The 12,776-nt window shown below is 58.2% G+C and carries 14 protein-coding genes; 9 read left to right on the forward strand and 5 right to left on the reverse strand.

The annotated features are described in order from the left end of the window. The first annotated feature begins 3 nt into the window (after positions 1-3). From ACTQY5_RS03735 to amrS, 9 genes are all read left to right on the forward strand, one after another. Entirely contained in the window at positions 4-600 is a 597-nt protein-coding gene (locus ACTQY5_RS03735) for an RnfABCDGE type electron transport complex subunit E (protein ID WP_022487904.1), read from the forward strand. Further along, positions 593-1,168, forward strand: coding sequence for an electron transport complex protein RnfA (locus tag ACTQY5_RS03740; protein ID WP_012937509.1), 576 nt, complete (start codon positions 593-595; stop codon positions 1,166-1,168). The genes ACTQY5_RS03735 and ACTQY5_RS03740 overlap by 8 nt, the downstream gene beginning before the upstream one ends. Positions 1,169-1,185: 17 nt before the next feature. Next, positions 1,186-2,103: an RnfABCDGE type electron transport complex subunit B gene (locus ACTQY5_RS03745; protein ID WP_022487903.1), complete on the forward strand. Its 918-nt coding sequence runs from the start codon at positions 1,186-1,188 to the stop codon at positions 2,101-2,103. Positions 2,104-2,117: 14 nt separating this feature from the next. Continuing rightward, complete coding sequence (locus tag ACTQY5_RS03750) at positions 2,118-3,119, forward strand: FAD:protein FMN transferase (protein ID WP_022487902.1); 1,002 nt, start codon at positions 2,118-2,120, stop codon at positions 3,117-3,119. A gap of 9 nt (positions 3,120-3,128) precedes the next feature. Then, a complete protein-coding gene (locus tag ACTQY5_RS03755; RefSeq protein ID WP_022487901.1) occupies positions 3,129-3,506 on the forward strand; it encodes a NusG domain II-containing protein in 378 nt (125 codons plus the stop codon). Further along, entirely contained in the window at positions 3,487-4,014 is a 528-nt protein-coding gene (locus ACTQY5_RS03760) for a Gx transporter family protein (protein WP_022487900.1), read from the forward strand. The genes ACTQY5_RS03755 and ACTQY5_RS03760 overlap by 20 nt, the downstream gene beginning before the upstream one ends. A gap of 58 nt (positions 4,015-4,072) precedes the next feature. Beyond that, the gene (locus tag ACTQY5_RS03765; RefSeq protein WP_302157392.1) at positions 4,073-4,720 is read left to right on the forward strand and encodes a uracil-DNA glycosylase; all 648 of its coding nucleotides are present in this window, start codon (positions 4,073-4,075) and stop codon (positions 4,718-4,720) included. A 62-nt stretch (positions 4,721-4,782) separates the two neighbouring features. Then, a complete protein-coding gene (amrA, locus tag ACTQY5_RS03770) occupies positions 4,783-6,180 on the forward strand; it encodes an AmmeMemoRadiSam system protein A (protein WP_022487898.1) in 1,398 nt (465 codons plus the stop codon). After that, a complete protein-coding gene (gene amrS, locus ACTQY5_RS03775; RefSeq protein ID WP_441368827.1) occupies positions 6,177-7,019 on the forward strand; it encodes an AmmeMemoRadiSam system radical SAM enzyme in 843 nt (280 codons plus the stop codon). The genes amrA and amrS overlap by 4 nt, the downstream gene beginning before the upstream one ends. A gap of 286 nt (positions 7,020-7,305) precedes the next feature. On the opposite strand, the gene ACTQY5_RS03780 is transcribed toward amrS, so the two are convergent. From ACTQY5_RS03780 to ACTQY5_RS03800, 5 genes are all read right to left on the reverse strand, one after another. Next, positions 7,306-7,674 (reverse strand): hypothetical protein, encoded by a 369-nt coding sequence (locus ACTQY5_RS03780; RefSeq protein WP_022487896.1) that lies wholly within the window; start codon positions 7,672-7,674, stop codon positions 7,306-7,308. Positions 7,675-7,687: 13 nt separating this feature from the next. Then, positions 7,688-8,476 carry a hypothetical protein gene (locus ACTQY5_RS03785; protein WP_022487895.1) on the reverse strand — a complete coding sequence of 263 codons (789 nt, stop codon included), beginning with the start codon at positions 8,474-8,476 and terminating at the stop codon, positions 7,688-7,690. 43 nt (positions 8,477-8,519) lie between these two features. Continuing rightward, complete coding sequence (locus ACTQY5_RS03790; RefSeq protein ID WP_441368828.1) at positions 8,520-9,956, reverse strand: sensor histidine kinase; 1,437 nt, start codon at positions 9,954-9,956, stop codon at positions 8,520-8,522. After that, a complete protein-coding gene (locus ACTQY5_RS03795) occupies positions 9,940-10,614 on the reverse strand; it encodes a response regulator transcription factor (RefSeq protein ID WP_022487893.1) in 675 nt (224 codons plus the stop codon). The genes ACTQY5_RS03790 and ACTQY5_RS03795 overlap by 17 nt, the downstream gene beginning before the upstream one ends. Before the next feature lie 826 nt (positions 10,615-11,440). Beyond that, positions 11,441-12,763 carry a CitMHS family transporter gene (locus ACTQY5_RS03800; RefSeq protein WP_022487892.1) on the reverse strand — a complete coding sequence of 441 codons (1,323 nt, stop codon included), beginning with the start codon at positions 12,761-12,763 and terminating at the stop codon, positions 11,441-11,443. Positions 12,764-12,776: the final 13 nt, after the last annotated feature.

Here is a 12,776-nt window from a genome sequence, read left to right on the forward strand (position 1 = left end):
GAGATGCTGCATGAATTGACCAAAGGTATCATCAAGGAAAACCCACTGTTCGTCCAGCTGCTGGGTGTATGTCCGTCGCTGGCCACCAGTACTTCCATGACCAACGCCATCGGTATGGGCTGTGCCTTTACCTTCGTGCTGGTTTTCACCAACATGATCATCGCTGCCATCCGGAAACTGATTCCGGACCAGATCCATATTCCCTGCTACATCGTGGTTATCGCTTCCGTGGTAACTGTGCTGGAAATGCTGATGAACGCTTTCGTACCGGCGCTGTACGCAGCCCTGGGCGTATTCGTTCCTCTGATCGTGGTTAACTGTATCGTTCTGGGCCGTGCAGAAGCCTTCGCCTGCGACCACGGCGTGATCGAATCCGCCCTGGACGCCATCGGCATGGGCATCGGCTTCACCTTCGCTCTGAGCTGCATCGCCTTCTTCCGGGAACTGATCGGTTCCGGCAAACTGCTGGACCACGCCGTTCTCCCTGCTGCTTATCAGCCGGTACTGATTTTCATCCTGCCGGCCGGAGCCTTCCTGACCATGGGCTTTGTATTCGCCACAGTCAACTACTTCAAAGAAAGAGGTGCTCACAATGCATAGTACTTTCGGCATTCTCTTCAGCTCCATTTTCGTTTCCAACATCATTTTGTCCCGGTTCCTGGGAATGTGCTCCTTCCTGGGGGTTTCCAAGAACTTCAAGAACTCCGTGGGCATGAGCGCCGCCGTATCCTTCGTTATGCTGCTGTCCACCATGCTGTCCTACGCCTGCTATCATCTGCTCCTGGTGCCCTACCACCTGGAATACCTGAAGACCCTGGTCTTCATCCTGGCCATCGCCACCCTGGTACAGCTGGTTGAAATGTTTATGAAAAAGGCCATGCCCTCCCTGCACAAGGCCATGGGTATCTACCTGCCTCTGATCACCACCAACTGCGCCATCCTGGGGATTGCGCTGATCAACGTGGAAAGCAACTACAGCTTCCTGGATTCCTGTGTGAACTCCATCGGTACGTCCATCGGTTACACCATGGCCATCCTGCTGTTCTCCTGCATCCGTGAACGTCTGGACGAAAAGGCTCTGCCCAAATGCCTCCAGAACCTTCCCATTGCCTTGATCACCGCCAGCTGCATGTCCATTTCCATGATGGGGATGAGCGGCATCCATTGAGTTAGGAGCTGAAAATTATGATTACAACTGCTGTGATTCTGGTCGCAGTGCTGGGCGGCGTATTCGGCCTGGTACTGGCTACGGCCAGCAAGAAATTTGCCGTTGAAGAAGATCCCCGGATCGGGGAGATCACCAACCTGCTGCCCGGCGCCAACTGCGGCGGGTGCGGGTTTGCCGGCTGCGGGGCCATGGCTGACGCCATTGTTTCCGGTCAGGAAAAAGACGCCACCAAATGCGTGGTCTGCAGCGCGGAAAACAAAAAAGCCATTGCCGCCATCATGGGGGTGGAATCCAACGATGACGAAAACGCCGTCCGCAGCATCCCCCGTCTCCACTGCAACGGCTGCACCGCCAACCGGACCCCTGTGGCCAACCGGGAAGGCATCAAGAACTGCTATGTGAAGGCTGCCAACGCCGGCGGCCCCGGCCAGTGCAACTTCGGCTGCTTCGGGGACGGTGCCTGTGTGGACGCCTGCAACTTCGGCGCCCTGAAAATCGGGAAAAACGGCCTGCCTGAATTCGACTACAACAAATGCGTCAGCTGCGGTGCCTGCTCCAAGGCCTGCCCTCAGCTGCTGATCGAAATGATCCCGGCCAACGAAAAAGTCCTGGTACAGTGCAACAACCGGGAAAAAGGCAAAGCCGCCATGACCGACTGCAAGGTGTCCTGCATCAGCTGCGGCATGTGCGTACGGAACTGCCCACAGAAATGCATTACCCTGGAAGATACGCCCAACGGCAGCATCCCGGTCATTGACTACACCAAGTGCGATGGCTGCGGCATCTGCGTACAGAAATGTCCGCGGAAGTGCCTGGTTGACATCGTACCGGTAGAAGGCGATCCGGAGGCCCCCAAGAAGGCCGAACCCACCGGCTGTGCCTGCTGCGCCATGGCCGCTCAGTGCCCTTCCGCCCAGGCCCAAAAGCAGGAATAATGCAGGGAGCCTTCATGAAAAAACTGTTAGCATCGCTTCTGGTTTTCAGCAGCCTGACTTGTGCAGGCTGCTTTTTTCAAACCGAAAAACAGGAAGACACCCGGTTCATGATGGACACCATCGTCACCATCACCACCACCGGGAACAACACCGACGGTCTGAAGGCAGCCACCAATGACGCCTTCCATCTGTTCCAGACCATTGCCAACCAGACGGACCCCTATACGCAACAGGGGCCGGAAGACCTGTACGCCGTGAACCAGAGTGCCGGCCAGGGCCCCCACAAGGCCTCCCCCTATCTCATGGACATCCTGAGCCAGGTCCGGCCCATGGGGAACCGGGATCTGGATCTGACCCTGGGTCCGGTGATCCAGGTGTGGAATGCCCACAAGGAAACCAAGACCGTCCCCAGTGAGGGAGAAATCGCCCAGGCTCTGGCCAAAACCGGCCCTGAGAAGTATACTGTAGACACAGCCGCCAATACGGTGACCCTGGCTCCCGGCACCCAGCTGGATCTGGGAGCGGTGGCCAAAGGCTACGCAGTGGAACAGGCCGCGGACCTGTTGAGCCGGGACAAAAGGGTGAAGACCGCTCTCATCAACGCCGGCGGCAACATCAAGGTGCTGGGCACCAAGGAAGACGGCAGCCCCTGGAAGATCGGGGTCCAGGATTCCCGGAATCCCCAAAAGATCATCGGGACCCTGGCGGTGAAGGATGGTACAGCCATTGCCACCAGCGGGGACTACCAGCGGTATTATGAGGTGGACGGAAAACGGTACCACCATATTCTGGATCCCCGAACCGGCTGGCCTGCCTGGCATGCCCGGTCCGTTACCGTGGTCACCCGGTCGGCCTTCTGGGCGGACTACTATTCCACCCTGCTGTTCGTACTGCCGGAAGACCAGGCCATGGCCCTGGTGGAGAACAATCCCAATCTGGAAATGCTCTATGTGGACCTGGACGGGAACACCTACCTGTCTTCCGGTCTGAAAGACATCTATACCCCGGAAAAGTGAGGAGACCCTATGCGCAAGAATGATTTTTGGCTGATCCTGGTGCTGGCGGTGCTGGCCCTGGGAAGCTGGTTCCTGTTCCATTCCCGGACCGCCGACCGGGACAAGGTCCTGGTGGTCCGGAAGGACCAGCAGGTGATCCAGCGGATCGAACTGAAAAAAGTCACCTCGGAAACCAAACTGATCATTCCGGTGGACCATGGGGAACTGGTGGTGGCCTACGACCGGGAAGGGGGCCAGGTGGTGTCCTCTCCCTGCCCGGACCAGGTCTGCGTCCGCCAGGGCAAGATCACCCGGTCCGGCCAGACCATCGCCTGCGTACCGGAAAAAGTCCTGCTGACCCTGACCACTGCTGCAAAGGAAAATGATCATGATGCCATCCTCCGATAAACTGTCCATCCACGAAATCACCCAGCTGGGAGTACTGCTGGCCGCGGCCATCGCCCTCCGTCTGGCGGAAACCAGCCTGGCCTGGCTGCTGCCCCTCCCCGGGGCCCATCTGGGCCTGGCCAATACGGTGACCATCATCGTGCTGTACCTGTACGGACCGGGGAAGACCGCCCTGTTCCTGACCTGCCGGATCCTCCTTACCGGTCTTTTGTTCACCGGCCTTCTGACCCCCGGGTTCCTGATCGGCCTGGGAGGTGCCGCCCTGAGCTTTGGAGGCATGGCCCTGGCCCGGAAGCACCAGTGGTTCTCCACAGTGGGAGTGGGACTCCTGGGAGCCTTCCTCCACAACTGCGGCCAGATTCTGGTGGCCGTGGCCATTATGCGGACCCCGGCCCTGTTCTCCTACCTGCCGGTGCTGATCGCCATCGGCATCCCCACCGGCCTGTTCACCGGCTTTTTGGCCGGGTTCTTCCTGGAGAGGATGAAGGAGAAGGGGTCTGCTGCCTGAGCAGCAGGCCGTTGACCATTGACCACTGACAACCATACAACAAGGAGCATTCAAATCCATGGAACCTGCCACTACCTTTGAGGAACTGAAAAAACAGCTGGAGGACTGTGCCTCCTGCCCCCTCCGCCGGGACTGCCAGGCCCCGGTGGGCTGGTTCGGCAGCCTGGAAAGCCCTCTCATGATCGTGGGCGAAGGCCCGGGCGGAGTGGAGGATGACTACGGCTGTCCTCTCATCGGCCCCAGCGGCCAGCTGCTGGACAAGGCCCTCTGGTCCGTCCGGATCACCCGGGACCGGGTCTACACCACCAACGTGATCAAATGCCGGCCCAAAGGGAACCGGACCCCCACCGTGGAAGAAGGAGCCTTCTGCGCCCGGATCTGGCTGGAACAGGAGATCCGGCTCCTTCGGCCCAAAGTGATCCTGGCCCTGGGCAGTGTGGCTCTCCGGTACTTCAAGGGACCGGAAGCCCGGATCACCCGGGAACGGGGCCAGTGGTTCACCACAGGGGAAGGGCTCCCCTGCCTGGCCACCTTCCATCCCTCCTACCTGCTCCGGCTCACCGGCCAGGCCCAGATCGCCGCCAAATGGGACGTGTTCCACGACCTGGAAGCGGTGAAGGCCAAGGTGGAGGAACAGTGTCCCGGCTACGGCTGGAATTCCGGTGCCCCGGTGCATCTGTTTGAATTGTTTCGGAAAAGAGGCTGAAAAGGCTGCCGCAATGCGGCAGCCTTTTCTGTGCTAAAATAAAGGAAAGAGAGGTGTTTCCTATGACAATCCTTGCTTCTTTTGCGGTCCCCCATCCCCCCATCATCCTGCCGGAAGTGGGCCGGGGGGAGGAGAGAAAAATCGCCGCCACCACCGCTGCCTATGAGGCAGTCATGAAACAGGCGGCGGAGCTCCATTCGGATACCCTGATCATCACCAGTCCCCATGCGGAAATGTACCTGGACTACTTCCACATGGCCCCGGGCCGGAAGGCCCAGGGGAACTTCGCCCAGTTCCGGGCCCCCCAGGTGGAGATTTCCGCAGCCTATGACCAGGAGCTGGCATCCCTGATTGCCGACGAAGCGGAAAAAGCCGGGATCCCGGCGGGTTTTGAAGGGGAACGGAATCCGGACCTGGACCACGGCACTATGATTCCCCTGTATTTCTACCGGAAATACGGCTCCCTGGACCAGGTGAAAGTGGTCCGGATCGGCCTGTCCGGCTTCGGCCCTGATGTCCATTACCTTTTCGGCCGGTGCATCCGGGACGCGGCGGACAAGCTGGGCCGCCGGGCGGTGTTCATCGCCAGCGGGGACCTGTCCCACAAACTGAAGGAGGACGGTCCCTACGGCTATGTGCCGGAAGGTCCCGTCTTCGACCGGCAGTGCACGGAAGCCCTGGGCCAGGGGGACTTTTTCCGGCTCCTGACCCTGGACCACTCCCTGTGCACCCGGGCGGCGGAATGCGGCCTCCGCTCCTTCTGGATCATGGCTGGTGCCTGGGACGGCCGGGACGTGGCCTCCCGTCTCCTGTCCTATGAAGGACCCTTCGGGGTGGGCTACGGAGTGGCTTCCTTCCTGCCCCAGGGACCGGATCCAGCCCGGCAGTTCCTTCCTCCGCTGCTCCAGGCGGAGAAGCAGCAGCGGGAGGACCGGATCGCCCGGGAAGATCCCTATGTGAAGCTGGCCCGGCTGTCCGTGGAAACCTGGGTGAAACACCGGGAAATGGCCTCCCTGCCGGCCCATCTCCCCCCGGAGATGCTCCAGACCCGGGCAGGTGCCTTTGTCTCCCTCCATCTCCATGACCAGCTCCGGGGCTGCATCGGTACCTTTCTGCCCACCCAGGCCAATGTGGCGGAAGAAATCCTCCGGAACGGGATCTCCGCCGCCTCCCGGGATCCCCGGTTCCCGCCGGTACGGCCGGAAGAACTGCCCTTCCTGGAATACAATGTGGATGTGCTCAGCACCCCGGAACCGGTTTCCGGACCTGAAGGGCTGGATCCCCGGAAGTACGGCGTCATTGTAAAAAGTGCCCGGGACGAACGGAGAGGCCTTCTGCTGCCGGATCTGGACGGAGTGGATACAACGGAGGAACAGATTGCCATCGCCCGTCAGAAAGGAAATATAGCGGCCACAGAGCCTGTCCAGCTGTACCGGTTCCAGGTGGTGAGACACAGATGACGGAAACAGACGCCCTGCTCACCTGCCCTCTCTGTCCCCATCACTGCCGGCTGGCCCCGGGGCAGACCGGCTTCTGCCGGGCCCGCTCCAACCGGGACGGACGCATCCTGCCGGACAATTACGGCTTCCTCACTTCCCTGGCCCTGGACCCCATCGAGAAAAAGCCCCTCCGCCGGTTCCATCCCGGCAGCCAGATCCTGTCCCTGGGCAGCTGGGGCTGCAGTCTCCGGTGTCCCTTCTGTCAGAACGCCTCCATTGCCCAGGCCGGACCGGAAACCGCCCGGCTCCGTCTGGATCCGGAGCAGCTGCTGGCCCTGGCCCTGGAATACCGGGAAAAAGCCGGCAGCATCGGAGTGGCCTTTACCTACAACGAGCCCCTGGTGGGCTATGAATATGTCCGGGACTGTGCCCGTCTGCTGAAAGAGTACGGCCTTGCCACGGTCCTGGTGACCAACGGATTTCTGTGCCGGGAGCCCTGGGAAGCCCTGCTTCCCCTGGTGGACGCCGCCAACATCGACCTGAAAGGGTTCACCCCGGAGTTCTACCAGTGGCTCCAGGGGGATCTGGAAACAGTGAAGACCAATATCCGGCTGGCAGTGGAAGCCGGCTGCCATGTGGAAGTGACCACCCTGGTGATCCCGGGGAAAAATGACGGAGAGGAAGACATGGAAAAGGAGGCCCGATGGCTGGCCTCCCTGTCCCCGGATCTCCCCCTCCACATTTCCCGGTACTTCCCCCGCTGGCACCTGGACCTGCCCCCCACCCCGGTGGAAACGGTGTACCATCTGGCCGCTCTGGCCAGGAAATGGCTGAAGTACGTGTATGAGGGGAATTGCTGAAAAAAGGAGGCTGTTGCCTGGGCAACAGCCCCTTTTAGTCGGAAGTCAGGAGTCGGGAGTCGGAAGCCTCAGGAAAGGATCCGCCTGGTTGGACGGATCCTTTCGATTATATAGAACCAGACTCGAAATCGACCTGGGATATCATTTCGTCCAAAGGTTTTGCACATTTAAAAATTTGCCTGCAAATTTATCATTCGGCTCCAGACTTCAGACTCCCGACTTGAGCCGCTATGCGGCTCTATAGCTAGGGAGCTGTTGCACAAAACGCGCAACAGCTCCTTCTTCTTTATCTCCCCCACCCTGCCTTCTGCTGGATGGGCGGACGTTTTTTATCCTGATTCTGCTGACGGTGTCTCCGTTCTTCCTCTTTTCTTCTCCGTATCTCCGCTTCCCGTCTCTTTCTGGCTTCCGCATCCCGTTTCTTCTGGATTTCCTTCTGACGTTTTTCGAAAGCCTTCTGGTTCCCGTTGTCCCGGCGTTCCATCCGGGGGCCCTGGTTGTCCCAGGGGGTGGCGGCTTCGGCTTTGGAGCTTGCCATAGCGCTGGCTCCCAGCACCAGGGTCACCCCCAGCAGGAAGACGCTGGTGATTTTTTTGAAACGGTTCTTCATGGTCTCATAAGGTTTGGCCATGGCATAGGTCACGATTTTCGTCATAATGGTTCCTCCTTCAGTCCAGCAGCTGCTGGATGGGATTCAGTTTATGGACCTGTCCGTGCAGGACCTGTCCGCTTTGGGCATCCACCAGGAACTGGTAGCCCATGCCGTCTTTTTCACACCGGGCCAGATACACCCCCGGGAAAGCATTGGCCGCCTTGGCCATTTCCGGACGGGGCATCCCCGGCTGCCGGGAAGTGGCTCCGGTCCGGCTGTCATTCCGGTTTTCCCTTTCTCCGTTCTGCCCGGGCTGGCCATCCGGACGCTGTCCCTGGACATCCCCCTGGCCGGGACGGCCGTTCTGGCTGCCAGGCTGACCGGGCTGGCCATTCTCTCCTGGCTGACCCTGGCGGTTTTCAGCCTGCCGTCCGGCTCCTTTCCGGTCTTCAGACTGGCGTTTGCCGTCTTTTTTCTCCTGTTTCTTTTCCTTCCTGCTGTCCTTCCGGTGTTCCTTCTTTTCTCCCGGTTTCCGGTCATCCAGAGTAATGCTCTGGAAAGTGATGGAGGAAGGATCCGTTCCCAGGGTGCTGGCAATGCTTTCCTTCACCGCATCAGTGGACACCAGGGTAATATTCTGCTGGGCCGCCATGTTCTGGAGCATCCGGGTCTTGGCCTGGGCTTCCTGGAGCCTGGCTTCCGCCTTGGCCTTGTGCATGGCGAACTTGCCTCCCCCGGCCACAATGGCCAGGGCCACAAGGCACCCGGCGCCTTTCTTCAGCCGCTGAGGGGTGATCTGTTTCCGGCCCCATTGTGCTGCTTCAACCAAACGTGCTTTGCATTGTTCCATTTTTTCCTTTTCCATAACAAACCCTCCTCAGATGGATGCTGTGTTTTCCTTTTGATGGTTACAGTATAGGGGAGGAAGATGAAAAAGGAATGAAAAGCCAGAAGGTGCTTCCCTTTCCCACCTGGCTTTCGGCGCCGGCTTTGCCTTTCATCAGTTTGGCGGCGGCGGCCACGAAGGAAAGCCCCAATCCCAGGCCTGTGTTCTGTTTCTTGTTCCGGGAAGGATCCGCCTGGTACAGCCGGTTCCAGATCTTATCCAGTTCCTCCCGGGGCAGGCCGTTCCCATCATCGGTAATGGAAAGCCGGACGCCTCCCTCGACTTCTTCCAGTCTCACCTGGATCCGGGTCCGGGTGAACTTCAAGGCATTGTCCAGATAGTTGCTGAGGATCCGGTTTAGCAGCGGTTCATCCCCCAGCACCTGAAGATCCGGAGCGATCCGGGCCTCCCACTGGAATTTCCCCGCCTGGGGCAGCTTCTGATAATCCTCCAGGGTCTCCCGGACCAGCCGGCTCAGGTCCACCGGCACCAGTTCCAGATTCTTCCGGTTCCCCAGCCGGGACAGTTCCAGCAGCTGGTTGATCAGCTGGCTCATCCGCCGGGACTGCTGGAAAATATGCTGGAATTCCTCCCGGGCTTCTTCCAGATTGTCCGTATAATCCTTGCCGAATTCGCTTTCCGCCATGATCACCGCCGTGGGAGTCCGCAGTTCGTGGGACACATCGGAAGTGAACCGTTTCTCCCGTTCCAGGAGTTCTTCGATCTGTCCCAGCATCCAGTTGAAGGTCCGGCCCATCTGGTGGATCTCATCCCGGCTGTCGTCCAGGGGGATCCGCTGGGACAGGTCCCCGGTTTCCCCAATGGCCCGGGCCGCCTCGCTGATGGCCCTGACCGGAGCAAAACTCCGTTTGATGATCTTGTAGCCCCCCAGGGTCACCAGGATCAGGAACAGGGGCAGGGCAATCAGCGCCCCCAGCAGCATGGCCTGATGGTACCGGGCATACACCGTATCCGCCAGATAGCCCCGGATGAACCGGCCCGGCCCGTGGTATGTCCCTTTCCGGAATTCCTCCCGATCCGGCCGCAGGGGCAGATCCAGATAATGATAGGGCACCCCATTGATCACCACCGGCTGAGGTCCCCGGCCAAACACGGGCTCCTTCGGATGAGGCGCGTTTTCCGGTTCCGTCCCCTGAAGCAGATTTCCCCGATCGTCCCGTAAGGCCAGATACACATTGTCATCATAGGCCCGGAATTTCCCCCCTTTTTCCATATACCGGTCCCCGGCTTTTTCCACCGCTTTGGTCAGGCTCCGGGTGGCGGTCCGTTTTTCATAATCCGCCCCCATTTTCAGGATCACCCCGGTGAAAAGCAGCAGGATGATGGACAAGAACAGGGTGTACCACAAAGTGACCCGGAGGGAAACCGGGAGACTCTTCAGCTGCTTCCACCTTTTTTGCAGCCAGTGACAGACGGCTGTTTTATACTTTAAGGACATAGCCGGTGCCTCTTACGGTGTGGAGCAGTTTGGGTTCGAAATCTTTGTCGATTTTTTTCCGCAGGGTCTTGATGTACACATCCACCATATTGGAATACCCTTCATAGGAAAAATCCCAGGCGTGTTCCAGGATCTGTTCCCGGGACAGGACCGTCCCCTGGTTCCGCAGGAGATAATCCAGCACGGAGAACTCCTTGGGAGTCAGAGAAATCTCCTGGCCTCCCCGGGTCACCTGATGGGTCCGGGTATCCAGGGTGAGATCCGCCAGGATCAGCTGGGTCCGGGCTGTCTGCTGGGCATTGCTCCGCCGGAGCAGGCTCCGGATCCGGGCCAGCAGCTCATCGAATTCAAAAGGCTTCACCAGGTAGTCATCTCCCCCGGCATCCAGGCCGGTGACCTTGTCCTGGGTGCTGTCCAGGGCCGTCAGGAACAGGACGGGCACCCGGCTGCCCTTTTCCCGGATCTTCTTCACCAGGGTCAGCCCGTCCATTTCCGGCATCATGATATCCACGATCAAAAGATCGTATTCCGCGGCGTCCAGATACTCCAGGGCTTCCTTCCCGTTGAAGGCGCAGTCCACGGAGTAGGCTTCGATCTTCAGCCGTTTGGCGATGATTTTATTCAGCGTGGGTTCATCTTCCACCACAAGGATTTTCATGCAGCATCCCTCCCATACTTCTACATTGTACAGGATAGCAGAGGAAAATGAAAAGCCAGTGAAGGGTGGATCTGCAGAAGAACTCCTATTGATTATAGTTAGTGTAACCTAAAATATTTTCACCAGGTTATAAGCCGCATTTTTCCTTGTTTTTTAACAGAAATAGAGTACAATATCTACAGGGGAGAAACAGTGGCAGAAAAATTTTTAAAAGTTTTTTCGAAAAAAGCTTGCATCCCTAGTGGATGTATGCTAGAATTGCTCCTGTAAGTAAAGACTAACCGCATTGTCTTTATTTTTTTCAAGGCTAATGGTTATGATTTCCTAACCATTAGCCACTCCCCTTGCTTATTGTCTTTGAGGACCTTCCTACCGATGGTCTTCAGCTCATTGTCATAAAGGAAACACCGGGTTGTGTGCCCCGGTGCCTCCACTCCCTCTCTGGGAGGGACCGCCACTCCTCAGGCCCTCCCCAACCGACCCTTTTTTATTGTCAACCTTCAAACAAAAACAGCGGCAGAGAAGCGCAGCTCTGCCGCTGTTTTTGTTGGGGCTGTTGCATGCGCAACAGCCCCTTAGTCGGAAGTCAGGAGTCTGAAGTCGGAAGCCTCAGGACAGGATCCGCCTGGCTGGACGGATCCTTTTGATTATGTAAAACCAGAATCGAATTCAATCTGAGCGACCATTTCGTCTAAAGGTTCTACATATTCAAAAATTTGCCTGCAAATTTAACATTCGGCTTCAGACTTCAGACTCCAGACTTGAGCCGCTATGCGGCTCTACAGCTAAGGGGGTGTTGCACGGAACGTGCGACACCCCCTTTTTTTTACATCTGGAACACACCCATGATCCCGGCAGCAAATACGGTGATGATGCTGAGGATCCACAGATAGGGAGCGGAGAATTTCAGCTGTTCCTTCAGGGATACCCCGGCCATGCCGATCAGCAGCCAGGTGGTGGCGTTGTGAGGAGTCACCATGATGCAGAAGTCTTTCCCGATCAGCATGCTCATGGCAATATCGTGAGCGGCCACCCCGAACTTCTCCGCCACCCCGATGCACAGAGGCATGAAGCCGAAGAAGAAGGAGTCGGTGCCCAGCATCATGCCGAAAGGCACGGACAGGCAGCCCATGACGGTGGCCAGTTTGGGCCCCAGGGCATCCGGCATAATGTAGATCAGGATATTGGCCATGCTCTTCATCATCCCGGTGCCGTTCAGGATCCCCAGGAAGATCCCGGTGGTCAAAAGGATCATGGGAGTCAAAAGAGCCGCGGAAGCATGGCGTTTCACCGCGTTGGCCTGCTCCTTGGCGGAACGGAAGTTGATGATCAGGGCAGCGGCCAGGCCGATCATGAAGGCGCCGTAGAGAGGAATCTTGGTGAAGCACATGAGCAGGATGACCACCAGGGTCACCAGCCAGTTGATCCACACCAGTTTGGGCCGTTTCAGGCTGGGATCAGCCGGCGCATCGTTCCCGGCCATGCTCAGGTCTTCACTGAGTTCCGCAGCCTTCCCGGTGGGGTTCAGGCCGGCGCCCCGTTTCTTTTCCAGGAGGCCCAGGTAAATGCAAAAGGCCAGCACAATGATCAGGCCCACACCCTGGAGAGGCAGCAGTTCATGCCACAGGATGCTGGCATCGGTTTTCAGGATAATGGCAGTACGGGCCACAGGGCCGCCCCAGGGGGTCAGGTTCATGATACTGATGGCGGCGGAAATGATGCAGCACAGCACCACAGGACGGATGTGGAGCTTTTTGTACAGGGGCAGCATGGCAGGGACGGTGATCAGGCAGGTCCCGGCAGTAGTGCCGTCCAGGTGGGCGATGGTGGCGATGATCCCGGTGGCGATGGTGACCAGGACAATGTTGTTCCCGGCTTTCTTGGCCAGGAAGTTCATGAGAGGATCGAACATGCCCACATCATTCATCAAAGCAAAGTAAACAATGGAAAACAGGAACAGGATGGCGGTGGACATGGTGGTGCCCACGCCTTTTTTGATGAAGGCGAATACTTCTGCAGGGGCAAAACCGCAGAGCAGGGCAATGATAATGGGGAATGCCACGAAAATGGGGATGGCATTCATCTTGGAGGAGATCAGACAGTACACGACCAGTCCGATCAGGACGAAACCAGCAATACCTAACAACATGTTGTACTCCTTT

This window comes from Acidaminococcus sp. HCP3S3_H5, from assembly GCF_052122235.1.
Taxonomy (GTDB): Bacteria; Bacillota; Negativicutes; order Acidaminococcales; family Acidaminococcaceae; genus Acidaminococcus.

Coding starts and splice junctions, on each gene's coding strand:
- ACTQY5_RS03735 (WP_022487904.1), top strand. CDS start 4: ATGCTGCATGAATTGACCAAAGGTATCATCAAGGAAAACCCACTGTTC.
- ACTQY5_RS03740 (WP_012937509.1), top strand. CDS start 593: ATGCATAGTACTTTCGGCATTCTCTTCAGCTCCATTTTCGTTTCCAAC.
- ACTQY5_RS03745 (WP_022487903.1), top strand. CDS start 1,186: ATGATTACAACTGCTGTGATTCTGGTCGCAGTGCTGGGCGGCGTATTC.
- ACTQY5_RS03750 (WP_022487902.1), top strand. CDS start 2,118: ATGAAAAAACTGTTAGCATCGCTTCTGGTTTTCAGCAGCCTGACTTGT.
- ACTQY5_RS03755 (WP_022487901.1), top strand. CDS start 3,129: ATGCGCAAGAATGATTTTTGGCTGATCCTGGTGCTGGCGGTGCTGGCC.
- ACTQY5_RS03760 (WP_022487900.1), top strand. CDS start 3,487: ATGATGCCATCCTCCGATAAACTGTCCATCCACGAAATCACCCAGCTG.
- ACTQY5_RS03765 (WP_302157392.1), top strand. CDS start 4,073: ATGGAACCTGCCACTACCTTTGAGGAACTGAAAAAACAGCTGGAGGAC.
- amrA (WP_022487898.1), top strand. CDS start 4,783: ATGACAATCCTTGCTTCTTTTGCGGTCCCCCATCCCCCCATCATCCTG.
- amrS (WP_441368827.1), top strand. CDS start 6,177: ATGACGGAAACAGACGCCCTGCTCACCTGCCCTCTCTGTCCCCATCAC.
- ACTQY5_RS03780 (WP_022487896.1), bottom strand. CDS start 7,674: ATGACGAAAATCGTGACCTATGCCATGGCCAAACCTTATGAGACCATG.
- ACTQY5_RS03785 (WP_022487895.1), bottom strand. CDS start 8,476: ATGGAAAAGGAAAAAATGGAACAATGCAAAGCACGTTTGGTTGAAGCA.
- ACTQY5_RS03790 (WP_441368828.1), bottom strand. CDS start 9,956: ATGTCCTTAAAGTATAAAACAGCCGTCTGTCACTGGCTGCAAAAAAGG.
- ACTQY5_RS03795 (WP_022487893.1), bottom strand. CDS start 10,614: ATGAAAATCCTTGTGGTGGAAGATGAACCCACGCTGAATAAAATCATC.
- ACTQY5_RS03800 (WP_022487892.1), bottom strand. CDS start 12,763: ATGTTGTTAGGTATTGCTGGTTTCGTCCTGATCGGACTGGTCGTGTAC.